The organism is Streptomyces sp. NPDC102279, from assembly GCF_044766365.1.
Taxonomy (GTDB): Bacteria; Actinomycetota; Actinomycetes; order Streptomycetales; family Streptomycetaceae; genus Streptomyces.
This window is the reverse complement of the sequence record NZ_JBIWLU010000001.1, coordinates 638,465-662,365: the sequence shown is the minus strand read 5'-3', so window position 1 is coordinate 662,365 and position 23,901 is coordinate 638,465. Positions and strand designations below refer to the sequence as shown.

The 23,901-nt window shown below is 71.1% G+C and carries 25 protein-coding genes, 1 pseudogene and 1 riboswitch; of the genes and pseudogenes, 13 read left to right on the top strand and 13 right to left on the bottom strand.

Annotated elements, in window-relative coordinates; genetic code table 11:
- Nucleotides 1-362: 362 nt before the first annotated feature.
- Together ACIRQH_RS02815 and ACIRQH_RS02810 are read left to right on the top strand one after the other, a co-directional pair.
- Nucleotides 363-773 carry a Fur family transcriptional regulator gene (locus tag ACIRQH_RS02815; RefSeq protein ID WP_358821331.1) on the top strand — a complete coding sequence of 137 codons (411 nt, stop codon included), beginning with the start codon at nucleotides 363-365 and terminating at the stop codon, nucleotides 771-773.
- A 46-nt stretch (nucleotides 774-819) separates the two neighbouring features.
- Nucleotides 820-1,326: pseudogene (locus ACIRQH_RS02810) on the top strand (GNAT family N-acetyltransferase); the annotation flags it as partial.
- A gap of 90 nt (nucleotides 1,327-1,416) precedes the next feature.
- On the opposite strand, the gene ligA reads toward ACIRQH_RS02810, so the two are convergent.
- On the bottom strand, nucleotides 1,417-3,510 hold the full coding sequence (gene ligA, locus ACIRQH_RS02805; protein ID WP_388865336.1) for an NAD-dependent DNA ligase LigA: 2,094 nt from the start codon (nucleotides 3,508-3,510) through the stop codon (nucleotides 1,417-1,419).
- Between the two features lie 158 nt (nucleotides 3,511-3,668).
- Here ligA and ACIRQH_RS02800 point away from each other — a divergent pair, with 158 nt between their 5' ends.
- Nucleotides 3,669-3,905 carry a hypothetical protein gene (locus ACIRQH_RS02800; protein ID WP_358821328.1) on the top strand — a complete coding sequence of 79 codons (237 nt, stop codon included), beginning with the start codon at nucleotides 3,669-3,671 and terminating at the stop codon, nucleotides 3,903-3,905.
- Nucleotides 3,905-4,282 carry a toxin Doc gene (locus ACIRQH_RS02795; protein ID WP_388865338.1) on the top strand — a complete coding sequence of 126 codons (378 nt, stop codon included), beginning with the start codon at nucleotides 3,905-3,907 and terminating at the stop codon, nucleotides 4,280-4,282. The genes ACIRQH_RS02800 and ACIRQH_RS02795 overlap by 1 nt, the downstream gene beginning before the upstream one ends.
- 45 nt (nucleotides 4,283-4,327) lie before the next feature.
- On the opposite strand, the gene ACIRQH_RS02790 is transcribed toward ACIRQH_RS02795, so the two are convergent.
- Nucleotides 4,328-4,750 (bottom strand): metalloregulator ArsR/SmtB family transcription factor, encoded by a 423-nt coding sequence (locus tag ACIRQH_RS02790; protein ID WP_358821326.1) that lies wholly within the window; start codon nucleotides 4,748-4,750, stop codon nucleotides 4,328-4,330.
- 200 nt (nucleotides 4,751-4,950) lie between these two features.
- Complete coding sequence (locus tag ACIRQH_RS02785; protein ID WP_358821325.1) at nucleotides 4,951-5,325, bottom strand: hypothetical protein; 375 nt, start codon at nucleotides 5,323-5,325, stop codon at nucleotides 4,951-4,953.
- Between the two features lie 297 nt (nucleotides 5,326-5,622).
- Between ACIRQH_RS02785 and ACIRQH_RS02780 the strand changes: the two genes are divergently transcribed.
- Both ACIRQH_RS02780 and ACIRQH_RS02775 read left to right on the top strand, forming a co-directional pair.
- Entirely contained in the window at nucleotides 5,623-5,934 is a 312-nt protein-coding gene (locus ACIRQH_RS02780) for a helix-turn-helix transcriptional regulator (protein ID WP_404223844.1), read from the top strand.
- Nucleotides 5,931-7,523, top strand: coding sequence for a helix-turn-helix domain-containing protein (locus ACIRQH_RS02775; protein ID WP_404223842.1), 1,593 nt, complete (start codon nucleotides 5,931-5,933; stop codon nucleotides 7,521-7,523). Before ACIRQH_RS02780 ends, ACIRQH_RS02775 begins: the two co-directional genes overlap by 4 nt.
- A 28-nt stretch (nucleotides 7,524-7,551) precedes the next feature.
- Here the strand turns inward: ACIRQH_RS02775 and ACIRQH_RS02770 are convergent, their stop codons facing one another.
- From ACIRQH_RS02770 to sigK, 8 genes are all read right to left on the bottom strand, one after another.
- Nucleotides 7,552-9,183 carry a cation acetate symporter gene (locus tag ACIRQH_RS02770; protein WP_388865344.1) on the bottom strand — a complete coding sequence of 544 codons (1,632 nt, stop codon included), beginning with the start codon at nucleotides 9,181-9,183 and terminating at the stop codon, nucleotides 7,552-7,554.
- Complete coding sequence (locus ACIRQH_RS02765; protein WP_358821321.1) at nucleotides 9,180-9,626, bottom strand: DUF485 domain-containing protein; 447 nt, start codon at nucleotides 9,624-9,626, stop codon at nucleotides 9,180-9,182. Before ACIRQH_RS02765 ends, ACIRQH_RS02770 begins: the two co-directional genes overlap by 4 nt.
- A gap of 289 nt (nucleotides 9,627-9,915) precedes the next feature.
- Nucleotides 9,916-10,563 carry a hypothetical protein gene (locus tag ACIRQH_RS02760; protein WP_404223839.1) on the bottom strand — a complete coding sequence of 216 codons (648 nt, stop codon included), beginning with the start codon at nucleotides 10,561-10,563 and terminating at the stop codon, nucleotides 9,916-9,918.
- Nucleotides 10,564-11,086: 523 nt separating this feature from the next.
- Nucleotides 11,087-11,578 (bottom strand): peptidylprolyl isomerase, encoded by a 492-nt coding sequence (locus ACIRQH_RS02755; RefSeq protein WP_358821319.1) that lies wholly within the window; start codon nucleotides 11,576-11,578, stop codon nucleotides 11,087-11,089.
- 252 nt (nucleotides 11,579-11,830) lie between these two features.
- Nucleotides 11,831-13,348, bottom strand: coding sequence for a glycerol kinase GlpK (gene glpK / locus ACIRQH_RS02750; RefSeq protein WP_358821318.1), 1,518 nt, complete (start codon nucleotides 13,346-13,348; stop codon nucleotides 11,831-11,833).
- 24 nt (nucleotides 13,349-13,372) lie between these two features.
- The gene (locus ACIRQH_RS02745) at nucleotides 13,373-14,227 is read right to left on the bottom strand and encodes an MIP/aquaporin family protein (protein ID WP_388865350.1); all 855 of its coding nucleotides are present in this window, start codon (nucleotides 14,225-14,227) and stop codon (nucleotides 13,373-13,375) included.
- 204 nt (nucleotides 14,228-14,431) lie between these two features.
- Nucleotides 14,432-15,169, bottom strand: coding sequence for an anti-sigma factor (locus tag ACIRQH_RS02740; protein ID WP_358821316.1), 738 nt, complete (start codon nucleotides 15,167-15,169; stop codon nucleotides 14,432-14,434).
- Nucleotides 15,166-15,762, bottom strand: coding sequence for an ECF RNA polymerase sigma factor SigK (sigK, locus tag ACIRQH_RS02735; RefSeq protein WP_388865352.1), 597 nt, complete (start codon nucleotides 15,760-15,762; stop codon nucleotides 15,166-15,168). Before sigK ends, ACIRQH_RS02740 begins: the two co-directional genes overlap by 4 nt.
- 367 nt (nucleotides 15,763-16,129) lie before the next feature.
- On the opposite strand from sigK, the gene ACIRQH_RS02730 reads away from it, so the two are divergent.
- The 6 genes from ACIRQH_RS02730 to ACIRQH_RS02705 all read left to right on the top strand — a co-directional run bounded on the left by ACIRQH_RS02730 (nucleotide 16,130) and on the right by ACIRQH_RS02705 (nucleotide 21,038).
- The gene (locus tag ACIRQH_RS02730) at nucleotides 16,130-16,513 is read left to right on the top strand and encodes a hypothetical protein (RefSeq protein ID WP_358821314.1); all 384 of its coding nucleotides are present in this window, start codon (nucleotides 16,130-16,132) and stop codon (nucleotides 16,511-16,513) included.
- Nucleotides 16,514-16,630: 117 nt separating this feature from the next.
- The gene (locus ACIRQH_RS02725; protein WP_404223835.1) at nucleotides 16,631-16,993 is read left to right on the top strand and encodes a DUF6204 family protein; all 363 of its coding nucleotides are present in this window, start codon (nucleotides 16,631-16,633) and stop codon (nucleotides 16,991-16,993) included.
- 61 nt (nucleotides 16,994-17,054) lie between these two features.
- On the top strand, nucleotides 17,055-17,513 hold the full coding sequence (locus ACIRQH_RS02720; protein ID WP_358821312.1) for a MarR family transcriptional regulator: 459 nt from the start codon (nucleotides 17,055-17,057) through the stop codon (nucleotides 17,511-17,513).
- 73 nt (nucleotides 17,514-17,586) lie between these two features.
- Entirely contained in the window at nucleotides 17,587-18,345 is a 759-nt protein-coding gene (locus tag ACIRQH_RS02715) for an IclR family transcriptional regulator (protein WP_358821311.1), read from the top strand.
- A 90-nt stretch (nucleotides 18,346-18,435) separates the two neighbouring features.
- Nucleotides 18,436-19,695: a PP2C family protein-serine/threonine phosphatase gene (locus ACIRQH_RS02710; RefSeq protein ID WP_404223832.1), complete on the top strand. Its 1,260-nt coding sequence runs from the start codon at nucleotides 18,436-18,438 to the stop codon at nucleotides 19,693-19,695.
- Nucleotides 19,696-19,751: 56 nt separating this feature from the next.
- Nucleotides 19,752-21,038: an MFS transporter gene (locus ACIRQH_RS02705; RefSeq protein ID WP_404223830.1), complete on the top strand. Its 1,287-nt coding sequence runs from the start codon at nucleotides 19,752-19,754 to the stop codon at nucleotides 21,036-21,038.
- A 103-nt stretch (nucleotides 21,039-21,141) separates the two neighbouring features.
- Here ACIRQH_RS02705 and ACIRQH_RS02700 read toward each other — a convergent pair whose 3' ends face one another.
- Both ACIRQH_RS02700 and ACIRQH_RS02695 read right to left on the bottom strand, forming a co-directional pair.
- Nucleotides 21,142-21,891 (bottom strand): glutathione S-transferase C-terminal domain-containing protein, encoded by a 750-nt coding sequence (locus tag ACIRQH_RS02700; RefSeq protein ID WP_404223829.1) that lies wholly within the window; start codon nucleotides 21,889-21,891, stop codon nucleotides 21,142-21,144.
- 209 nt (nucleotides 21,892-22,100) lie between these two features.
- Nucleotides 22,101-22,166 carry a putative leader peptide gene (locus ACIRQH_RS02695; RefSeq protein ID WP_323178258.1) on the bottom strand — a complete coding sequence of 22 codons (66 nt, stop codon included), beginning with the start codon at nucleotides 22,164-22,166 and terminating at the stop codon, nucleotides 22,101-22,103.
- 36 nt (nucleotides 22,167-22,202) lie between these two features.
- A riboswitch (SAM riboswitch) is annotated at nucleotides 22,203-22,348 on the bottom strand.
- Between the two features lie 459 nt (nucleotides 22,349-22,807).
- Between ACIRQH_RS02695 and ACIRQH_RS02690 the strand changes: the two genes are divergently transcribed.
- Nucleotides 22,808-23,812 carry an amino acid ABC transporter permease gene (locus ACIRQH_RS02690; protein WP_388865364.1) on the top strand — a complete coding sequence of 335 codons (1,005 nt, stop codon included), beginning with the start codon at nucleotides 22,808-22,810 and terminating at the stop codon, nucleotides 23,810-23,812.
- Nucleotides 23,813-23,901 lie beyond the last annotated feature (89 nt).

Here is a 23,901-nt window from a genome sequence, read left to right as displayed (position 1 = left end):
GCCGACGGCCGGGACGCGCGACACCCTGCGCGGCGAGCCGGGGGAACCGGTCCGGCGCGGGGTACGCGTCCTGCCACGGCGAGCGGACGGAGGGCCGTGTGCGACGTGAGGCGGAATGCGGTTTCGCGCCCTGGGAGGTCGTCACGTGCAGACCGGCGCCGCGCAGTCCCGCGACGGTGGTCCCGACATGTCTGTCTCTCCTGCCCGTACTGGAGTCATCCTGTCCCTTGGCTAGCGCCTGAACCGATCCTACGATGGACAGAGTCCAAGTCAAGAAGGGCGCCAATCCCATATCCGATCGGATCCCGGATCTGCACCGATAAACTGCGGGCATCCCACCGAAACCGAAAAGGTGAACGAACATGAGTGACCTGCTGGAGCGACTGCGCGGGCGTGGCTGGCGGATGACCTCGCAGCGGCGTGTCGTTGCCGAGGTCCTCGACGGCGATCATGTGCATCTCACGGCCGACGAGGTGCACGCCCGCGCGGCGGAGCGCCTGCCCGAGATCTCCCGCGCGACCGTCTACAACGCTCTGGGGGAGCTGGTCTCCCTGGGCGAGGTCATCGAGGTCGCCACGGACGGCCGCGCCAAGCGCTACGACCCGAACGCGCACCACCCGCACCAGCACCTGGTGTGCTCCGGCTGCGGCACCGTCCGCGACGTCCACCCGACCGGGAACCCGCTGTCCGACCTGCCGGCGGGGGAGCGCTTCGGCTTCACGGTGGCCGCCGTCGAGGTCACCTACCGGGGGCTGTGCCCTTCGTGCGCCTGAGGGCCGCCTCTCGTGCCCGAGCCCGCGGGTGCCTAGGCTTCCGCCCGTGAACGACAGCACGCACGACCTACGGATCCGGCCGGGCGGCCCGGGTGACGCGCCGGCCGTCCTGGACATGCTGGACTTGGCGGTGGCCTGGATGAACAGCCGGGGGAACACTGAGCAGTGGGGCACCGTCCCGTACTCGCGCACCTCGGGCGGGGTGGAGAGGGTGCGGCGGTACACCACCGAATGCGCCCCCTACATCGCGGAGCTGGACGGGACCCCGGTCGGAACCCTGGTGCTGGACTCCGGGCCCAGCCCGCAGATGCCGATGATCAAGCCCGCGGAGGAACCCGAGCGGTATGTGCGCCTGCTGGTCTCCGACCGCCGGAACGCGGGTCGGGGCATCGGAGCGGTGCTGCTGGCCCATGCCGTCGGGGAGGCCCGGCGAGCGGGCGTCTCCTTGCTCCGGGTCGACTGCTGGGCGGGCGGCGGCGGCGACCTGGTCGCCTACTACGAGCGCAACGGGTTCACCCCCACCGACAGCTTCCTCTCCGGGACAGGTGCTGGAACGACGGATCGGCTGACGGGCGGGGCGAGGCCGACCACCGGAACCACGGGCCGTGCCCCACCCGTCGCCTCGGATCGGATACCCGTCGCCTTACGCCAGGTAGTCGGCGACCAGCGTCGCGAACTCCTCCGGTTCCGCGAGTCTGATCCCGAGCGTCTCGGCCTTGGCGCGCTTGGAACCGGCGCCGTCCCCGGCGACCACCAGACTCGTCTTCTTCGAGACGCTGGACGACGAACGGCCGCCCGCGCGCTCGACGAGTTCGTTCATCTGGTTTCGGCTGAGCTTCTCCAGCGCACCGGTCATCGCGCCCGTGACCACCACCGTCAGCCCCGCCAGCGGTCCTCCGGCCTGCTCGTCGCCCTCCGCGCCCGGTTCCGACGCGTCCGCCGCGACGGGCGGGGTGGCACCGGGCTCGCTCATGTTGACCCCCGCGGCGGCGAGCTTGTCGATGAGCGGCGCCAGCTCGGCGAGTTCGGCGACGATGGACGGCGCCTTCTCCGTGCCGATGCCGTCGACCCGCTGCATCGCCTCCGCGTCCGCGGCACGGACCTGCTCCATGGTGGCGAAGTACCGGGCGATCCGGCGGGACATGGAGCGGCCCGTTCCGCGGACGCCGAGCGCGCACAGCACCCTCGACAGCGGCCGGCCCTTGGCCGCCCCGATCGCCCCGAGGAGGTTGTCCGTGCTGGTCTCGCCCATGCGCTCCAGACCGAGGAGCTGCTCACGGGTCAGCGTGAACAGATCCGCCAGATCGCCGACCAGGCCCGCGTCGACGAGTTGGACGACCCGGGTGTGGCCGAGGCCCTCGATGTCGAGCTGGTCGCGTCCCGCGGCGTACGAGAGGGCGGCGACCAGATGGCACATGCGGCCCTGCTCGCAACGCCAGCGCTGCTCGCTGGTGTCGATGGCGGAGCCGCAGCGCGGGCAGATCTCGGGGAAGACGATGGGTTGTTCCTCGCCGGTGCGCAGGTGGGCGACGGGCGCCTCGATGCGCGGGATGACGTCGCCCGCGCGGTGCACCATCACGTGGTCGCCCAGCCGCAGGTCGCGACGGGTGATGTCCGCCGGGTTGTGCAGCGTGGCGTAGGTGATGGTCGAGCCGTCGATCTCGACCGGCTCCAGGACGGCGCGCGGGGCGATGATGCCGGTCCGGCCCACGTTCCACTCCACCTCCAGCAGGCGGGTGATCTTCTCGACGGCCGGTAGTTTGTAGGCGATCGCCCAGCGCGGTGCGCGGGAGCCAGATCCGGCGGCCCGCTGGTCCGCGGCCAGGTCCGCCTTGATGACGATCCCGTCGATCCCGAACGGCAGTTCCGGGCGCAGTGCCGCGATCTCCTGGACGCGGGTCATGACCTCCTCGGCCGTCGCGGCGGTGATCCCCGGAACGGCCGTGCCAGCCGTGGTGTTCACACCTAGCCCCGCGGCCCGCCGCATCAGGTCGCTGTGCGCGAGTTCCCCCAGCTCTCCGGCCACCGCGGCCTGTGTCGCGGCCGTCGGGAGCAGGCCGTACCCGAAGAACGTCATCGGGACGGTGTAGGCGCGGTCCTTGGCGCGCAGGGTGCCCGCCGCGGCATTGCGCGGGTTCGCGAACGGCTGCCCCCCGTGAGCGGTGCGCACCTCGTTGGCGTGCTCGAACTGGGCGGTGGTCATGAGGACTTCGCCCCGCACCTCCACCGTGACCGGTTCGGAGAGCTCGTCCGGCAGGCCTTCGACGGTGCCGATCGCGTGCGAGACGTCCTCCCCGGCCGTCCCGTCCCCGCGAGTGATCAGCCGTGTGAGCCGGCCCCGCTCGTAGCGCGCGGCGATCGCCAGACCGTCCAGCTTGGGCTCGACGCTGAACGCCTCCACCTCGTGACCGGTCCGGCGGGTCAGCGACGCGGTCCAGGCGGTGAACTCGTCCGGCGAGAAAACGTTGTCCAGGCTCAGCATCGCGACGGTGTGCGGAACGTCCCCCTCGACGGCCCCGCCGGCCACCTTTCCGGTCGGCGAGTCCGGGAGCACCGCGTCGGGATGCTCCGCCTCCCAGGCCGCGATCCCCCGCACCAGCCGGTCGTAGGCGTCGTCGTCCAGCACGGACGTGCCGCCCTCGTAGTAGGCGGCCGAGGCCTTGGTGGCGTCCTCGACCGCCTGCGCGTAGGCGACGGCGTCCACGATCACTGCAACAGGAGTTGTCATGCAGGTCATCCTGCCTGCCGCCACTGACAACGCCCCCTCGCCGAGGCCCCGTCCCGGGTCGCGCAACGGCGTCCGCGGCACGCCTCCCGGCCCTCGCGCGTACGGGGGCCGGCCTCCCGGAGGTACCGGCCCTCGCCCTCCAGGCACCTACTAGGTACCATCGGGTCATGCCGTCACTGAATGTGTCCTTCACCGAGGCCGAGCTCGAAGGCGTGCGGGCGGCCGCCGCGGCCGAGGGCAAGAGCCTCAAGCAGTACCTGCACGACCTCGGGGTGCGCGAGATGCAGCGCCGCCAGTTCGTCACCGGTGCCGCCGCGTGGGCCGACCGGCTGCGCGAGGAGTTCGACGAGGCGTTCCCCGACGAGGTGCCACCGTCCGAGCGCGACGGGGCCGCGGCCGCCTGATGCATCTCTACGTCGACGTCGCGTGGCTGCTCGACGTCCAGGAAGCCGCCCTCGACGACGAGGACATGTCCGTCTCGGACTACTCGGCGCTCGTCGCGGCCGTGGCCCGTCACCGGACCAAGCTGCCGACCCTCGCCTCGGCCGACCCGGACGCCGCGTGGCGCGCGGCCGCGCTGATGCACACCATCGTCCGGCTGGAGCCGCTGCCGCACCGCAACAGCCTGTTCGCGGCGTTCGTCGCCGCCCAGTACATGGACCAGTCGGGCGAGGGCATCGACCCGCCGTACGGCGCGCTGTCCGACCTCGTGCGCAAGGTCCGCGACACCCGCCTGTCCATCGGTACGGTCGCCGATCAGCTGCGGTCCTGGAAGGTCTGAGGCCCGCACCGGGCGCTGCCGTCCTGTGGGTCGGGCGGGTCCCCGTCAGCGTCCCGGGACCGCGGGGGCGGGCCGGGGTGGCGCAGTGGTCACCAGCGCCCCCGGGTGCGGCCCGGCCGACAGTCCGGGGTCGCGGTCGGCCTGACGCAGCTCGGCCAGCAACTCGGTCTGTCCGGAGAGAAGTTCGGTGAGGATGCGACGGGCGGCGCGCAGCAGCTCGGCGACGTCTCCGCCGGCCAGCGCGTAACTGACGGTCGAACCCTCACGGATGGACACCACGATCCCCGAGCGGCGCAGGACGGCCAACTGCTGGGAGAGGTTGGACGGTTCGATCTCTATCTCGCTCAGCAGGTCGCGCACCGAGACGGGACCACTCTGCAGCAGCTCCAGGACCCGGATGCGCACGGGGTGCCCGAGCATGCGGAAGAACTCGGCCTTGGCCTGGTAGAGGGGAACCTGTCTGGTCAATCGTTCGCTCCCTGCCGCCTCGGACGGGTTGCTTCTCCCACCGGCACGGCGGCTGTTCAGGCGCCGCCACGCGCGGTGACGTACGGACCGATCCTCGCGGCTCCGCCTCCGCACACCCAGGGGATTGACCTGATCTGGATGTACCCAATTGAAGAAGTCTTCAAGTCGTGGGCGTGCGGAGGCGAGGAGAGGTCCGCCGTCTAGACCTCCAGGTCCGCCTCGATGCGCGCGAGCTTGTGGCGGGCCATGGCCAGGTTGGACGTCGCCTTGTTGAGCACCAGATACAGGAACAGACCGTTGCCCTCACGGCCCTTGACCGGCCGGATCACGTGGTACTGACTCTCCAGCGTGATCAGCACGTCCTCGATCTCGCTCTTGAGCCCGAGGTGCTCCATCGTCCGCATCTTCGCCCGGATCACGTCGGTGTTGCCCGCCGCCGCGATGTTCAGGTCGAGGTCGCCGCCGCCCCCCAGCGTGCCCAGTGCCATGCCGCTCGTGTAGTCGACGAGAGCGGCGCCCAGCGCGCCTTCGATCGACGTCATCGTCTCCTTGAGGGAGACCTCCACATTCGCCATCCCGATGTCCCCTCCTGGTCACCGCGCGGCCGGGGGATTTCCGGCCCCGTCGATGTTCCGGACCCTACGGACCGTCCCCGGTGGCCAGCCGAGTTCTTTCGGGACTGGCGGAAGGAGTACCGAAACGACCTTCCTCGCACTGTTCGTTGATCGTTATTGGCCGGCCGTTGAGCGCTGATGGCCGGATGATGGGGTGGCCGAAGAGGAACCGAGGGGTCGGCAGGTTCCTCTCGATCTCCTGGCCCAGACATGCTCCATACGTATGAGGCATGGGATGTGAGTGTTAGATTCCACGGTATGCGGATGACCCTGGCGGAGCGGGTCCGGTCGGCGGTGGCCACGCTCCTGCACGCGACCGGTGAGTCGCAGACCGAACTCGCCACGGCCCTGGGCGTGAGTCAGGCCCAGGTGAGCCGCCGTCAGTCCGGCACGGCCGCGTGGAGCCTGGACGACTGCGACGCCGTGGCCGCCCACTTCGGCATCGACGTGCTGGACCTGCTGTCCGGACCGACACGGGCCTCCGAGGCGCTGCCCGAGGGCCGACGCCGGTCCCCGGGCCGGCGTCCCACCGTGATCCTCCCTCTGGCACGGGAGGAATCGGCACGATGACTGATTTCGAGACGATCGACGCCCTGCTCGCCGCAGCCCGGCAGGAGGTTCCGCTGCCCATCGCCGAGGAGCGCAGGGCCCTGCGCGAGGGCGTGAACCTCTCGCGTGCCCAGGTGGCCAGGGCACTCGGGGTCGGCCCGTCCACGGTCGGCGGCTGGGAGTCCGGACGGGATCCGAGCGGCGAGATCCGCGAGAAGTACGCGTACTTCCTCGACGGCGCGCGCTCCAAACTGCGGGACCGGGCTGCGCGGGCCGAGGAAACCGTCGATGTGGCGGCCGAGGAGACCGAGACCGGCCCCGGCGACCCGCGGCACGACCATGACGGCGGTGTCGACGGAGGCACGGACGCGGGGGCGGGCGACGATTCCGCCGACGACGTCGAGGCCCTCGCGCAGCCCCGGCCCTGCGTGCTCTGCGGGCAGCCGGCCCGGCACCAGGTCGCCGGATTCCCCCAGCACCTCGATCCCGCCGAGTGCGCGGCGCCCGTACCGTCGCCGCAGCCGAGTCAGGTCACCGAGGAGCAGCCGGCCGCGTCGACGCCGCGCGAGCAGCCGGCCGGCCGGAGTGTCCCCGGGCGTCCGGCGAGGCCGACGAAGGTGGTACCGGTCGGCCGACGCGCGCAGGCCGCCGATGCACCCGACCTGATCGGCCGGGCCGTAGCGGCCGAACTCGCTGCCTCGGCGGGCGATGTGGAGGCGGCCACGGCCGCATTGGTGAAGCGGGCCATCCCGGACGCGATGGCGCTGCTGGACGAGACGCGCAGGGGCGGCCGCTACGACGTGGTGGCGCACCCCTGGATCCCCGACGTGCTGCGCAAGCAGAGCGCCCGCGGCGCGGACCGGATCTGGGAGGCCCGGCCCAAGTGGACCCGGGCCGAACTTCCGCCCGGGACGCACGAGGTCACCGCGCTCGACGTCAACGGCGCCTATCTGTCGGCCCTCAAGACCCATCTCCCGATCGGGCAGTTGGAGCACTCGACGTCACCGGAGCACGACCGTCGCCGTGCCGGCGTGCACCTCGTCACGCCTTCCGCGTGGGATCACGAAGCGGTCCTGCCGAACCCCCTGGGCAACCGCGACGAGCCGGGCCCGCTGTGGGTCACCGAACCCACGCTGCGGCTGCTGCTGCGTCTTGCGGGACCGACGTACGGCCTGTGTGATCCTCCCCGGATCCACGAGTCGTTCACCTCCGGCGCGACCGAGGGCCTGCTGGAGAAGTTCCGCGTCGCGCTCAAGGACGCCCGGGACCGGGCGATCGCCGAGGACGACGAGGTGACACTGGAGTACGTGAAGGCGATGTACTCCAAGTTCGTCTCCACGATGGGGGAGTCGAACTACAACCGGGAGCTCTACCGGCCCGACTGGATGCACCTCATCCGCTCGCAGGCCTTCGCGAACCTCTGGATGAAGGCGTACCGGGCCTACGACGAGGGCCTCATGGTCGTCCGGGCGATGGGCACCGACGAACTGCACGTGACCGGGGACTGGCGCGGGGTGTTCCCCGAGGGCCGCGGCGTCGCGGAGGTGAAGGTCAAGGACACCTACGCGGTCGGCGGGAACCTGCCCGGGCTGCCGGACCAGGAGGTCTGACACCCCTGGTCCGCGCCGGCCGTCCCGGTCACCCGCTGTCCGCCCTCGTGGGCGCCGCCTTCCGCCGCGGGCCCGCGAGGATCAGACTCTCGACCCCCTCGTACACCTGGCGTTCCCGGTCCGCGGCGCGGCGGCCGGAGAGCATGCTGCCCAGCCAGCCGAAGGCGAAGCCCAGCGGAATGGACACCAGGCCGGTCGTGGTGAACGGGAACCAGTTGAAGTCGGCCGCGGGAAAGGCCGAGGTGGGGGAGCCCGACACCAGGCTGGTGCCCGGCATCAGGACGAGGACGGCGAGCGTGCCGCCGATGAGCGTGCTCAGCAGGCCGGCGCGGGTGAAGCGGCGCCAGAAAAGGCTGTAGACGAGGGCGGGGGCGATCGCCGAGGCGCCCACGCAGAACGACATGGTGGCGAGCGGCTGCAGACTCCGGTGCTGCACGAGGACCGCGAGTGCGATCACCGGTGCGCCGACGACCAGGGCGGAGCCACGGGCGAACGCCGTCTCGCGCTGCGGGGACATCGTGGTCCTCCGGCCGGCGAAGACGTCGTGGGCCAGAGAGTTGGCGCAGGCGAGCGTCATCCCGGCGACCGACGCGAGCAGGGTGAGGAAGATCGCCGTCGTGACCGTCGTGAACACCAGGGTCTCGGCGCGGGAGACCACCGGACCGAACGCGGCGCGGGAGCCCAGCAGATACGCCGTGTGTCCCCGCGGGTCGGCGGCGGCGATGTGGGACCGGCCGATCAGAGCCGTCGCCCCGATACCGATTACACTGGCGACCATCACGAACAGGGCGACGGACGACACCGCCCACGACATCGAACGCCGCACCTGCCGGGCGCTGTTCGCGGTGAACATCCGCATGGTCACGTGCGGCAGACAGGCACCGCCCATCACGATCGCGAACTGCGTGCTGACCATGTCGAGCCGGGGATGGGGGCCACCGGCGAACTGGAGCCCCCCGTGCAGGAACTCGTGCGGCGCGCCACTGCGCTTCGCCGCCGCGTTGAACAACTCGGCCGGATTCCAATGGAATTGACCGAGCATCAGAACGGCGACGACGATCCCGGATCCGAGGAGCACCACCATCTTCAGCAGCTGTATCAGCGCCGTGCCGCGCATCCCGCCGATCGCGGCGTAGGTGATCATCAGCGTGCCGACGCCCACGATGCAGCCGGTCTTCATGGAGCTGTCGGAGAATCCGAGGATGAAGGCCAGCAACTGCCCCGTGCTGGCGAGCTGGACGAGCATCATCGGGACGAGAGCGGCGATCGTGACACCGCACGCCGTGATGCGCACGGCGCGCCCGGGCATGCGCCGCGCCAGGACGTCGCCCATCGTGAACTTGCCCGTGTTCCGCAGGGGTTCGGCGAGCAGGAACATCAGCACCAGCAGGGACAGCAGCGTGCTGAGAGCGAGGACCACACCGTCGTACCCGCACAGGGCGATCACTCCGCCGACCGTCAGCACGGTCGCCGCCGAGATGTAGTCGCCGGCGATGGCGAGTCCGTTGCGCAACGGGGACAGCGAGCGGTACCCGGTGTAGAACTCGGCGAGGTCGTCGCTGTCGGGGCCGGTGAGCACGCACAGCAGCAGGGTCACCGTGACGGCGATGCTGAAGGCGACGAGGGACCAGGACTGGGTGGCGCCCGTGAAGGGACTCACCGCTCCCGCTCCTGCTCGCCGCCGGCCCAGGGGACACTGCGGTTCACGCGGCGTGCGAGCGGGTCGACGTAGCGGCGCGCGGTGCCCTCGTACAGCAGCACGGCGAGCCAGGTGGCGGGTATCTGGGAGAGGGCGAGGAGCAGCCCCACGGAGAGACCGCCGGCGGCCGGCCGGTCCATGAAGTCGGGGGCGCCCGCGGAGAGTCCGAGGAAGAGGGTGAAGTAGCCGAGCACCGCGAACGTGGTCACCCGCCGCTGTCGACGATAGGCGCGCCGCAGGATGCGCAGATCACGATGGTGTCCCGTCCAGGCACGCGGTAACGCCGCGTCGCGCAGGGGCTGTTCGCCGGTGTCCGGGACGAGGCGGACGGGGATGGTGGCGTCGTCGTCGTGCTGTCCGTGGAGCTGTCGCGCGGAACGGGCGGCGGAACTGTCGTACGACATGCCGGTCTCCTCGTGGGGATGCGGGCCCGGCGTACATGGACCGCGGGACGGGTGGGGCGCGGCTCGGGTCCTCGCACGCTATTCGGCCCGTCGGCCGGTGCGAAGGGCTTTCCTTCAAGTACCTGGTCGGACTACGTCCATGCCGCTGACCTCGGATGTTGTCGATGAAACCGCTGTTGTCCGAGGGCTGCGAGTGAGCGTTGTGGCGTCCCGGCAGATGCCTTCCGCGGCGACGGGAATCGCGCCGGGGGAGGGCCGCGCGGAAGCCGGTGGCGACGCAGGCGCGCGCTCACGGGGACTCGCTCAGTTCGTGCAGCGGTGTGCCGTGCGCCCACCGGGTGAGACAGGAACCGTCGATGAGGTGGACACCGCCCTGGCGGTGCGCCCACTGGACGTCGCGGCGGCTGAAGGCGCCCCGGTGCACCAGGAGGCGGAGCGGGGCGCCCGCGGACTCCGCACGACCGGGACGTGAGGGCGCGGGCGGGTCCTCGTCCGGCAGCGGCTCGGCCACGGGTCGGAACGCCACCTCCAGACGCTGCCCGAAGCCGTCCCGCGCGCGGACACGGGGACGGTCCTGGACCCGCGGCGCGGGGAGCACCCGCCAGCCGTCGCGCCGCAGCATCCGCGACACGGCCAGGGCCAGGCCCTGGGCGTCCAGCTCCGCGAGTTCCTCGGCGGTGTAGAAGCCGAGCCGCCGCCGGGCCAGCGGCCGGTGCCGGCGAGCCAGGGCCGGGCCGAGAACGACGAGGAGGGCCAACGCGCCGAGGGGCACGGCGACGCCGGCCACGCGGTATCCCACGACCAGTCCGGCCACGACCGCGCAGAGGACGACGACGACCCCGGCGAGCGCGGGCAGTACCTCGCGCAGCCCGGGACCGTACCGCCCCTGCGCCCGCAGCCGCCGGACCGTCGAGCGTCGCTGCGCCCGTCCCGACAAGCTTTTCCCGGGCGTTCTCCCCCTGGATGTCACTCGGGCCAGCTCCCCCCAACCCTCGCGCGCCTCGGCGTCTGGCTAGGGCTACCCATCGGAGGGGGTCCGACCGTGCGGAGGGCGAGATCCGGCCACCAATCAGGCCGAACTCTTTCCTGCCGGAGCGCTCAGGGGGCAGGGCCCGTCGCCCGGGGCAGCGGTGGGTCCTGAGTCCTCGCCTGTCGGACCGGGGCATCACGGTCTTCGACACCCGTCGAGGTGTACGGGTCCCACGTCGACGGGGAACTCATGGGGGAGGCGCTGGAGCCCGCGTACCGGTCGAGGCCGTCGCGGGGGCGCGGCAGGTGATCGCAAGCAGGCGCGTCAGTTACGTCACGTCGGCCTGCCCGAGGAGGGCGCGCCGGCCGTCAGGGCGGCGCGCGCCGTCGGCCGACGAGGCCCGGGGTCGGGGACGCCCGACGGAGGCGGCGGTCGAACCGCCGCCTCCGTCGGCACTCGTCCGTGGGTGACCCCCCGGTCGCCGGACCGCTCAGACGGTGCCGGAGTCGGAGATGATGATCTTCTTCTTCGTGTCTCCGGAGCGGCTGCCGAGCGCCTCGATCGCCTTCACGACGTCCATGCCCTCGACGACCTCGCCGAAGACGACGTGCTTGTTGTCCAGCCAGTCGGTGACGATCGTGGTGATGAAGAACTGCGAGCCGTTGGTGTTCGGACCCGCGTTGGCCATCGAGAGCTGACCCGGGCGGGTGTGCTTCAGCGTGAAGTTCTCGTCGGCGAACTTGTCACCGTAGATGCTCTTGCCGCCCGTGCCGTTCTGCCGGGTGAAGTCACCGCCCTGGAGCATGAAGTCCGGGATGACCCGGTGGAACGGCGAGCCCTTGTAGCCGTAACCGTGCGCGCCGGTGGCCAGCTCACGGAAGTTCCGGGCCGTCTTCGGGACGACGTCGTCGAAGAGTTTGATCTCGATGCGGCCCATCGGCTCGCCGTCGGCCGTGACCTCGAAAAAGACGTTCTCGCTCATTGCTCTGCTCCTCTGAATTCACATGGTCGCCCCCGAGCATAGAGAGCCCACGGCGGTGGGGGCGTGACCGGGGGTGATCATTCGGTACGTGGCCCGTCGTCGCCGAGTGCCTCGCCGCGGGCGGACCGGGCGCCGGACCGCACCGGTAGTTCTCCGTGCGGGAGGCCCGGCGCAGCGTTCAGCCCCTGACGTGAAACGCGTCAGGGGCTGAACCTCGCGACCCTGCATCAGGCGCGGGACCGAACGGCCGCTCTACTCGACCTTCGCCCAGTCGAGTGTGCGTTCCACCGCCTTCTTCCAGCCCGCGTAGCCTTCTTGACGCCGGTCCTCCGACCACTGGGGCTCCCAGCGCTTGGACTCCTGCCAGTGGGTGCGCAGTTCGTCCGTGTCGGACCAGAACCCGGTGGCCAGGCCCGCCGCGTACGCGGCGCCGAGCGCGGTGGTCTCGGCGACCACGGGCCGGCTGACCGGTACGCCGAGCACGTCGGCCTGGATCTGCATGCACAGGTCGTTGGCGGTCACGCCGCCGTCGACCTTCAGCACATCGAGGTGGACTCCGGAGTCCTGCTCCATGGCCTCGACGACGTCGCGGCTCTGGTAGCAGATGGCCTCCAGGGTCGCCCTGGCCAGGTGCCCGCTGTCGTTGTAGCGGGCGAGCCCCACGATCGCTCCCCGGGCGTCGGAGCGCCAGTAGGGGGCGAACAGGCCCGAGAACGCCGGGACGAAGTACATCCCGCCGTTGTCCTCGACGGTGCGGGCCAGTGTCTCGCTCTCGGCCGCGTCGCTGATGATCTTCATCTGGTCGCGCAGCCACTGCACGGCCGAGCCGGTGACGGCGATCGACCCCTCCAGGGCGTAGACCGCGGGGCTGTCACCGAACTGGTAGGCCACGGTGGTCAGCAGGCCGTGCTCCGAACGGACCAGTTCCGTCCCGGTGTTGAGGACCAGGAAGTTGCCCGTGCCGTAGGTGTTCTTGGCCTCGCCGGGGGCGTAGCAGACCTGTCCGACCGTGGCCGCCTGCTGGTCGCCGAGCACTCCGGCGATCGGGATGGAGGCCCGCAGCGGCCGGGAGGTCCGGGTGGTGCCGTACGCCTCGGCGGAGGAGGACGGGTTGATGGTGGGCAGCATGGCCCGCGGGATCCCGAAGAAGCCCAGCAACTCGTCGTCCCAGTCGAGCGTTTCCAGGTCCATCAGCATGGTGCGGCTGGCGTTGGTCACGTCGGTGGCGTGGATGCCGCCGTCGGGGCCGCCCGTCAGGTTCCACAGGACCCAGGCGTCGGTGTTGCCGAAGATGGCGTTGCCCTGCTCCGCCGCCTCCCGGACGCCGTCGACGTTCTCCAGGATCCACTGGATCTTGCCCCCGGAGAAGTACGTCGCCGGTGGCAGGCCCGCCTTGCGCCGGATGACGTCGCCCTTGCCGGAACGGTCGAGGGCGGCGGCTATCGAGTCGGTGCGGGTGTCCTGCCAGACGATGGCGTTGTAGTACGGGCGTCCGTTGCGCGGGTCCCACACGACGGTGGTCTCGCGCTGGTTGGTGATGCCGATCGCCGCCAGGTCCTCCGCGGACAGGCCGCCGTGGCGCAGGGCGTTCTGGATCACCGAGTTGGTGCGTTCCCAGATCTCCACCGGGTCGTGCTCGACCCATCCGGAGCGCGGGAGGATCTGTGCGTGTTCCAGCTGATGCTTCGCCACCTCGTTGCCGGCGTGGTCGAAGATCATGAATCGGGTGCTGGTGGTGCCTTGGTCCACCGCGCCCACGAAGTCAGCCATGAAGTGCCGCCTCAGTTGTGGGTGTCAGGGCTTGGGCTGCTCGGAGACCGGGATGCGTCCTGGGGGCTCGGGCTCCGCCGTCGGCAGGAACCTGCCGACGAAGAGCTTGTACATGCCCGCGCCGACCAGTCCACCGATCAGGGGGCCGATGATCGGCACCCAGAAGTAGATGTTCCCGTACTGATCTCGCCAGGCTCCTCCGTATCCCGTGATGAAGCTCGCGAGCCGGGGGCCGAAGTCACGGGCCGGGTTGATCGCGTAGCCCGCGAGGGTGCCCCAGGCCATACCGATGCCCACCACGAGCAGACCGATGATGAACGGGCCCATGTTCGCCCCGGGAGGCGTGTTGAGCAGGTCCGTGACGGCCAGGATCACCAGCAGCAGAATGGCCGTGCCGATGATCTGGTCGCGGAACGCGCCCCACTCGTGGACCGGCAGGTTCGGGTTGCCGTTGGCCGGCAGGGTGGAGAACACGCCCTGGGTCTTGATGGTGTGTCCGGGGTCCGCCTTCGCCAGCGCGTCCGTGTAGTTCCAGCGCACGATGAGCGCCGCCACGAAGGCGCCGATCGTCTGCGCCACCATGTAGGGCGCCACCTTCTTCCAGGGGAACCCCTTGAAGGTGGCGAGCGCGAGAGTCACCGCGGGGTTGAGGTGCGCGCCACTGATACGTGCCGCGACGTAGACACCCATGGTGACGCCGATACCCCAGGCCCAGGCGATGCTGTCGTGGTCGCCCAGACCGCCCGGTGGCGTGGTGAGTGCTCCGCCCGCGACCACTTGGGCCACCACGCCGCATCCGAAGAGGATGAGAATCATCGTGCCGAGGAACTCGGCGGACATCTCGCCGATAATCCCCAGCCTTTTAAACCGCTCAGCCATGGAAGCCCGCTTCCCGCCGGTTCAGGACCGGCCGACTACTGCCACCAGAGCCCTCCCTGACATCAGCATAGGATGATCAAGTGCTAACCGCATCAAAAGGGAAATATCGCGTTCTGATGCTTTGTGTGATGGGTGAAGTGCGCCCAGGTGAGGGCGTCGAGCGGCCTCGCGAGCCGGTGCTGATGACACGGCGAAAGAAGAGGGTCATGCGGGCACCGTGACGATGCCGAGCGGCTCGGTGGTCGGCTGCTCCGATCCCCCCGCGGGCTCGGCCGTGATGCCCACGGCGGCGACGTCCTCCAGTGAGCCGCTGAGCACCTGGGCGTAGCCGCCGCCCGAACCGGGGAGCAGGCCCGCCGGGCGCAGGTCGCCGGACTTCGCCGCGTACCAGAGTTCGTAGACCTTGTCCTTGCCGAGGTGCGGAAGATCCGCGGCGACGACCGCCGCGCGGCCTTGCGCCCGGGAGGCCACCACGCTGATGTCGCCGCCGTCGTCCAGCTTCTGTGTCGTGATCGTGGCGTCCTGGGCGGTGATGATGTCGGTGACGACCTCCGACTTCGCCCGCTCGCTCGACACTTCCGCGCGGGCCTCGTCGGCCTGCTGGTGCTGCCAGACGGCGACGCCGCCGATCGCGGCGGCGAGGGCGAGGCACGCGGCGAGCGCCACCCGCAGGACCCGGCTGCGACGGCGGATCGCGGCGCGGGGCGCGGTGTGCTCCTGCCGCGTGCGGGTGATCTGGTCGAGGACCCGCCCGCGCAGCCCGGGGGAGGGCTCCGCCTCGTGGCCGGAGGCGAGTTCGAGGGTGACGGCGGACAGTTCCGCCACTTCCTCCCGGCAGGCCGCACACTCGGCCAGGTGGTTGTCGAACGCCGCTTCCTCGGCGGGCGGCAGGGCGTGCAGGACGTACGCGCCGACGAGCTGGTGCTGGTCCTCGGCGGTCATGACCTGGCCTCCAGACACTTGCGGAGCTGCCGCAGCCCGGAACGCATCCGGGACTTCACGGTGCCGGCCGGAGTGGCCAGACACGCGGCCACCTCCAGGTACGTCATGCCCTGGTAGTAGGCGAGCATCAGCGGTACGCGCTGGTGCCGTTCCAGGGCGGCGAGGCAGTGCCGGACGTGCCGCCGGTCCTCGTGGCGCTCGACCGTCTCGGCGACCTCGTCGAAGGGGCGGTCCTCGGCCAGTAGTGCGCTGCGCTGCTCGCGGGCCGTGCTGGCCTGGGCGTGCCGGACCCGGTCCACGGCCCGCCGGTGGGCCAGGGTGAGCACCCAGGCGCGGGCGGCGCCGAGTTCGGGGCGGTAGCGGTCCGCCGTCCGCCAGATCTCCACCATCACGTCCTGCGTCACCTCCTCCGCCTGCGCCTCGTCCCGCAGTACACGGCAGATCAGACCCTTGACCGGCCGGGCGAGCGTGTCATAGACGTCCGCGAAGGCGTCGTGGTCACCCGTCGCGGCGCGCTTGAGCCGGGCGTCGAGCCACGCCTCCGCCGAGGATCGCCGTGGCGAACCGCTTCCGTCCTGGCCGCTCTTGGACATCGCTCCCAGAATCCGTCCGTAGCTTGCTTCTCGTCCGTTCGACTCTCCTGCCCGAGGGCTGTTTCCGCAGCCCGGGGCGCTCTCCGGCCGGGCCTCGCCGTCACCGTGTATTCGTAGCCACCCCGCCCCGCGTATGACTGTCGGGCCGTCCGGCCCGGGCGGGGCATCGGCCTTCGCTCCGGGGTCGCGGCCCCGGTGCCCCCGGAAACTCGTACGGGTCTATCCTCATACATACCTTTTACAGCTCCGTATACCTTGTGTCCCGCACATCGTGAGCCTCGGGGCGTACCAGTGCCCAGGGTGCGAACTCCCCTCACGTCGGCTTCCTTTGTGCACGCCGATGACGCTTTCTAGGGAGGTGAGTCCGATGACCACACGCATCAGCACCCGGCGCCTGCTGGCCGGTGCCGCCGCGACAGGCCTGCTGGCCGGTGGTGCCGCGCTCGGTATGTCCGGTGTCGCCGCCGCAGCTGCGACGCCGACGTCCGCGCCTTCAGTGGTGACCGCTGACCACCAGGGTCACCACGACCGCTGCGAGTGGAAGAAGGGCCACTGGGAGAAGAAGTGGGTTCCTGGCCACTGGGTCAAGAAGTGGGTCAACCACGACACCTGGCACCAGGGCTTCCGTGACAGCCATGGCGGCTGGCACCCGGGCCATCACAGTCACGACTGGAAGAACCAGTGGGTCTATGTCCCCGGCCACTGGGACCACCAGTGGGTCAAGGGCCACTGGGACTGCCACCACCACTGAGCACTCCTGACCACGGGTGAGGACCGGAGCGACTCCTCTCCGGTCCCCGCCCGTGCGGGGCGGGGAGCGTCGCAAACCCGGTGGAGCGGTCCGGACCTCGCTCGTTAGGCTGCGCGGATGACCACACGCACCTTCCGGATCACCGTCCGCGGCGTCTTCGACGGACTCAGCACCGAGCAACGCGCCGAACTCCTCACCGGGGCGGCGGAGCACGACGTCCTGCAGGCGGCCTTCACCGCCGAGGGACACCTCAGCTACGACCTGGCCGCCCGCCCGGCCTTCACCTTCCGGTTCCTGGACGAGGGGGAGGCCGAGGAGGACATCCTGGACGCGGTCGAACGGGCCGAGACCGCCGCGACGGCCTGGCTCGTCGGACGCGGCTACGGTTTCAAGCGCCTCAGGGCCCAGGGTGAGGATCTCTCCCAGGCTCCCCTCGGCAAGCGGCAACGGCGGGCGATCGCCCAGAGCGCGACCCCCTGATCCCGTAGACCTCCTGGCCGCTTTCGCGTGCGCCTATGCTTGAGCAGTCAAGGAGGTGTCAATGAGTTCGGGACTGGACGCGGCCCTGCGTCTGATGCGGGCGCAGGCCGCCCTGGTGAAGCGGTTCGACGCGAGTCTCAGCGGGCTGCACGGGGTGAGCCTGGCCGATTTCACCCTCCTGCTGCGGCTGTCCCAGGCGCCGGGCGACCGGATGCGCCGGGTGGATCTGGCCGAGGCGCTGGGGCTGACCGCCTCCGGCGTCACCCGGGGGCTGGTGCCCCTGGAGCGCATCGGGCTCGTACGGCGCGACGCCGACGCGCGTGACGCCCGGGTCGCCTACGCGGCGCTGACCGGTACCGGCCGGGAAAGGCTGGCGGAGATGCGCGCCACCGCCGATCACGTCGCCCGCGAGGTGTTCGCCGAACCCGCCTGGACCGAGGACGAGACGGGGCGGCTCGCCGGCCTGCTCACCCGGCTCGGGGGCACCGGCCTGACGCCCGGAGGGGCAACCCGCCTCTGAGTCCGCGGCCACCGCGACCGCCCTCCGTCCCGTGCGCGTTGCCGGTCCCGTGACCTCGGCGCACCCTGGTCACATGGGAGCTCGCGACGGGCCGACGCTCATCACCTCCGTTCAGCGGGCATTCCGCCTGATGGAGGCGGTGAGTGCGCACGAGAACGGCGCGCCCGCGAAGCAGCTGGCGCGCGAGACGGGCCTGCCGCTGGCCACCGCCTATCACCTGCTGCGGACCCTGGTCCACGACGGATACGTACGCAAGCTCGACGACGGCGGGTTCATCCTCGGTGACAAGGTGCGCACGCTGCACACCCGGGGCCGCGGGCAGGAACTGCTCGGCCGGGTCCGCCCCACGCTCGCCGCGCTGCGCGACGAACTCGCGAGCGCCGCCTACCTCACCTTCTACGAGGAGGGCGAGATCCGGGTCGCGGAGATCGTCGACGGTCCCCGGGCGCCCCGGGTCGACCTCTGGGTAGGTTTCGAGGACGCGGGACACGCCACCGCGCTCGGCAAATCCGTCCTGCGCGAGATGGACGAGGAGTCCCGCAACGACTACCTCGCCCGGCACTCCCTCGCCGACCTCACCCCCCGGACCATCACCAGCCGGCCGGAGCTGCTGCGCCGGCTCGCCGCGTCGCCCGTGGCGCCCGCGGTCACGGACCTGGAGGAGTACGCCCTCGGCACTGTCTGCGTCGCCGTGCCCGTCTACAGCGGGGACACGCTCGGCTCGCTCGGTGTCTCGCTGCCCGCCGACCGGCTGCCCCGGATCCGGGAGGTCCTGACGCGGCTCATCCCGACGGCGAACCGGGTGACGCGGGGGCTGTCGCTCACTATCTGAAATCCCGCTCCTTGCGGTACTTACCTCGAACGTATTTCCTAGATGAAACGGACATTTCAGGAAGAATCTAGGTGAGGACTGCGCCCGGATATGAGTCAGGACCGAGAGTACGTCGGCGAACACGGACGGAAAGGTGCGGGCAGGAACCGGATCCTCGGTACCGGAGCGGCGGCGGGCGGTAAGCGCGCCGCCGCACACGTCGCCCTCGGCACCCCGGTGCTTCCCCTGCTCGTCGTCGCCGCCGTCGTGCTCGTCGACCTGGCCGCCGGAACGGCCGTGATCTGGCTGTCGCTGCTGGCCGCGGCTCCCGCGCTCGCCGCCGCCACGAGCCGGCCGCGCGGAGTCCTCTGCGTCGGTCTCCTCGCCGGGATCCTCAGCGCGCTGCTCGGCATCCAGGGCGGTGTCCACAGCGCCGAGGCGGCCGCCGTCCTCTCCGCCCTGGCCGCCGTCACTCTCGCGAGCGCCCTGGCCAGTGCGCTCCGGTGGCGCCGTGAGCGGGTGCTCGCGGCGGTTCGTTCGGTCGCCGAAGCCGCGCAGCACGCCGTCCTCGCACCCATCCCGTCGAGCGTCGGGCCGTTCCAGGTGGCGGTCCGCTACAGCGCCGCCGCGGCCGAGGCCCGCATCGGCGGAGACCTGTACGCGCTCGTACCCACGCCCTACGGTGTCCGGATGATCATCGGCGACGTCCGTGGCAAGGGACTTCCCGCCGTGGGCACCGCCGCGCTCGTGCTCGGCATCTTCCGCGAGGCCGCCTACGACGAACCCGACCTCCTCGCCGTGGTCGGCCGGATCGAGCGGAGCCTGGCACGCAACCTCGGATTCGACGACTTCGTCACCGCCGTGGTCGCCGGATACCCGGAGCCGGGCCGGCTGGAGGTCGTCAACTGCGGACACGCGCCCCCGCTGCACGTCCGGGCCGACGGACACGTGTCGTCGGTCGATCCCGCCCAGCCGGCACCGCCGCTCGGACTGCGCGGGCTGACGGGTGAGACGCCCAGCCTGCAGGTGCTGCCGCTGGCCGACGGTGACCAGCTCCTCCTCTACACCGACGGAGTCACCGAAGCCCGTGACCACGGCCGGGCGTTCTATCCCCTCGCCGAGGGCCTGGCCCGGCACGTGTCCGACGAGCCGGCGGCCACCCTCGACGCCCTCGACGCCGAACTGCAGGCCCACGTGGGCGGACGGCTGCACGACGACGCTGCGCTGCTGCTGCTCCGCAAGCCGACGGTTCAGGGCCCGGCGGACCCGGCGCCCGCCGTCCTCACGGGCGCCGGCTCCCTGACGACCGTCGCCCGGAGCGGCCCCGCGGCCACGGGTTCCGGAGTGGGCTGCGGCATGGGCGCGGAGTAACCGCGACTGGCTGGATCACGTCGTGCGCCGGCCGGGGCCCTCTAGGGTGCCTGGCCGTGACGGTCTCCCTGAGTGAATCGACGTTGTGGCGCGACCAGCGGTTCCTCCTGCTCGCCTCCGCACGGGTGGTCTCCGTGCTCGGCAACGGCTTCGCGCGCGTGGCGCTCGCGTTCGCGGTGCTCGCCCTGCCGGGAGCGAGCGCGGGCCGCCTGTCGCTGGTCCTCGCGTGCCAGGCCGTGCCCCAACTGGCGTTCGTCCTCGTGGGGGGAGTGATCGCGGACCGGATGTCGCGCTCGCGGCTGATGGTGCTCGCGGACGTCCTCGGGGCGGGGGCCTACGCCGGACTCGCCGCGATGGTGCTCACCGGGCACGCGCCCCTTGCGGCCATGTGTCTGCTGGCGGTGGCCGCCGGAACCGCGTCGGCGCTGTTCGCCCCGGCGATGGACGGCATGGTGCCGCTCGTCGTGCCACGGGAGCGGCTGCAACGGGCCAACGGGCTGTTGCGGATGGCCACCAACAGCTCCCTGTTGCTGGGACTCGCCCTGTCGGGGGTCACGGTCGCGCTGGTCGGCCCGGGGTGGGCACTCGCGCTCAACGCCGCGTCGTTCGTCTTCAGCGCGCTCCTGACCGCCCGGCTGCGGGTGACCGCGAGGCCGCGCCGCCGGACGTCGGGATGGGCCGATCTGCGCGAGGGCCGGCGGGAGTTCACCTCCCGGCAGTGGCTGTGGACCGTGGTGGCGCAGTACGGGGTGGTCGTCGCGGCACTCAACGCCAACGTCGGGGTCCTGGGCCCGCTGACGGCCGAGCAGCACTTCGGCGGAGCGAGGGCGTGGTCGGTCATCGTGGCGGCGCAGGCCGTCGGCACCGTCGCCGGCGCGGGGCTCGCGGCCCGGGTCCGCGTGCGGCGCCCTCTCCTGGTCGCCGTCCTGTGCACCTTTCCGGCCGCCCTGCCGATCGGGCTGCTCAGCGTGGCGGCCCCGGTCTGGCTGATCGCCGGCGCCATGTTCGGCGCGGGCGTCGCGTCGGACGTCTTCGGCGTGCTCTGGGCCACCACCATCCAGCGGGAGATCCCGGAGCAGGTTCTCTCCCGCGTCAGTTCCTACGACTGGTTCGGCTCCCTGGCTCTCGCACCGCTCGGGCTGCTCGTCGCCGGGCCCGTCGCCACCGCCGTGGGTACGGACCGGGCCCTGGCGGGGTGCGCCGCCCTGATCGTCCTGGCCACGGCGGCCGCCCTGTTGTCGCCCCAGGTACGCACCCTGCGCGCCACCGTCGACAAGGCCCAGGCACCGGTGCCCGCACCCAGGTCCGTGGAGTGCGAGACGGGCGAGGAAGCGGCCGGCTGACCCGGGGTGGCTCCCGCTTCCGGGGAGCCCGTTCGACAGGGCCCGCGGTGGTCCTCGGAGAGGCGTGCGAGGACTTCGGCCCCTTCCCCTCACGGGCCGGGTCTCACGCCGCGGCGCGCACCCCGTCGTTCCCGGTCCGGAAGGCGGGGAGTTCACCGAGGCGGCGGACGTAGTCGCGCAGGCGAGGGTGCGCGCACAGGGTTCCGGCCGGGGCGAGTCGGGAGAGAGCCACCCAGACGTCCACATCCGCCGCCGTCAGACTGTCCCCCAACATGTAGGCGGCGCTGGAGAGTTGGCAGTCCAGTAGGTCCAGGGCCGCGGTGCGGTCCGAGGGGTGTGCCGACGGGGTGACATCCCGGTCGAGGAGGTCCCGGAGGGCCTCGATGTCGGTCGCCAGAGACGGCGGGAGCAGCGACGGCGCGCGACCCGCCGCGTGCCCGGACGGCAGGCCCGTGAGGTCCCGGAGGATGTCGGAGGTGTCGTTGCTGACGATGCGTCCGGTCCAGCGGTCGCAGAGCGCGGGCGCCGTGAACGGCCCGCCGTAGTGGTGCTCGGTGGCCTCGTAGGCGCGGCGCAGGGAGGCGAAGGCGTCGGGTGTTCCCGCGGGGTGGGTGAGCAGGGTCGTGGCGACCGAGTTCGTCAGACCGAGCAGGCCGAGTGTGATCGAGATACGCAGAGAGCGCGGACAACTCGCCGCCAGATACACCTCGTAGCGGTGCGGCGCCGGGTAGAAGCCGCCGGCCAGGCCGACACCGATGCGGCTGTGGGCGGTACGGGGGAGCAGGGGAGGCGTGGACGTCCTGGAGCGGGTGGCCGAAGGGAACGGACTCTGGCCACCGGTACGGGTGAACACGCTTTCCTCGTCAGCGGTGTGCGTGGGTGAACTCTGGCCGCAGGGAAGGGATCCGGCTGTGCTGGAACCGCGCGAAGCTGTCTCGGGCATGACTCTCCCTAGGGGGAACGAGGAAGCCATCGCCGCCTTGTGGGCATGGGCGATGAGCGGCTGAATGCGAAGCGACCGCGCCGGACGCGCGGGCCGGGACCGAACGGGCCGGCAGCGGATCAGTAGGCGCTGGAGACGCGCAACAGATCGATGTGCAGGCGCCTCGTCAAGTCGTTCCTCGGCATTCTCACCGGTCCCACCTCCTGGGCTCGCGGGACGCGAGACCACGCTTGCCCCACCGCACCGGCGGGACCCGGTCGTCACCCGGGGCACCCCGTCGCGGTGGAAGGGTTGCCTGTCAGCGAGCCGGGGCCGATGACCACAGGAGCGGGACGAACCCGCGCCGTGGGCGCTGACAATCGTGACCGTCCATGCCAGTCTCGACGCGCCCCGCGGCGCCGTCAAGAAGGCGGGTGACGCGGTCTCACCTGGTGGGCACGCGCATTGACATTCTTTTCGGGCCGGGCCTAACGTGCGGCCCACAACGAGATGCCCCAGGGCCGGAGAAGTGATGGTGACAGCGATGTACGCAGCTGACGGGACGGCCGCATGGCGGCGCCTCGGCCGCGACGTGCTGTGCGCGGACCGCTCCGTAGACCTTCTGCGCGTCAACAGCGCACTGTGTACGGGCACGTGTCGCACCCTCCGCCAAGGCTGACGGCTCCTCTTCCGAGCCTCTGACGACCACCGCTGTCGCGGTGTCCCTCTCTCCGTCCAGCCCTCGTTCCCCGTGCGCCCGTGTCGCGTCGTGTGCTGAGCCGTACCGGCTCCACACCACGCTGCCGCTCGCCGTGGTCCGGGGTGTCCGAATCCGCTGGAGCTCTCCATGAGTGAATCTCCGGGCATAGCTGTGTCCTCCGGATCAGCGCCGCCCGCCGAGGTGATCCCCCGTTCCGACGTCCCCGCCGCGCCGAAGCCCCTGACGGCGCAGCGAGTCCTTCCGCTCCGGCGTCCCGGCCGCTGGATCATCACGGCCGTCGTGCTCGTGCTGGTCGCCCAGATCGCCCACGGTCTGGTGACCAACCCCTTCTACCAGTGGGACCGGTTCCAGTACTGGTTCCTGCGCCCGACGATCCTCGACGGCCTCCTCATCACTCTCGAAGTCGCGGTGTACAGCGCGGTGTTGGGACTGCTGGGCGGCATCCTGCTGGCGCTGGCCCGGCTCTCGCCGAGCCCGGTGCTCCGTGCCGTGAGCTGGGTCTACACCTGGCTGTTCCGCTCGGTGCCGCTCATCGTCGTCCTGCTCTTCCTCTACAACTTCAGTGCCCTGTACAAGACGTTGAGTGTCGGAGTGCCGTTCGGGCCGGCCTTCTTCTCCTTCGACGAGTCCCGCCTCGCCACCGACATGGCCGTGGCCGTCATCGGACTCAGCCTCAACGAAGCGGCGTACGCCTCCGAAGTGGTGCGCGGCGGCCTCCTCTCGGTCGACCAGGGCCAGCACGAGGCGGCCTCCGCGCTGGGCCTGCCGAAGCGGTACCAGTTCGCGAGGATCGTCTTCCCGCAGGCGCTGCGCTCCATCACCCCCAACTACGTGAACCAGCTGATCGGCCTGATCAAGGGAACCTCCCTGGTCTTCTACGTCTCCCTGCTGGACCTGTTCGGTTCCGTGCAGAGCATGGGCAGCACCTATCCGGGCGACATCGTGCCGCTGCTCCTGGTCGCCACCGCCTGGTACCTGATCCTGACCAGCGTCGTGTCCGTCATCCAGTTCTACGTCGAGCGGCACTACTCGCGGGGCGCGCTGCGCACCCTGCCGCCGACCCCGCTGCAGAAGGTACGGAACGGTCTGCGCGACGCGCGGGCCCGACTCCGCAGGGAGACGGCGACATGAGCGGCGAAGCGCGTACGAAGACGGCGCGGACCGGGGCGGCTCCGGAGCGCGGGTCGACACACCCGGCCCCCGCGGCCGGGAGCGTGGAA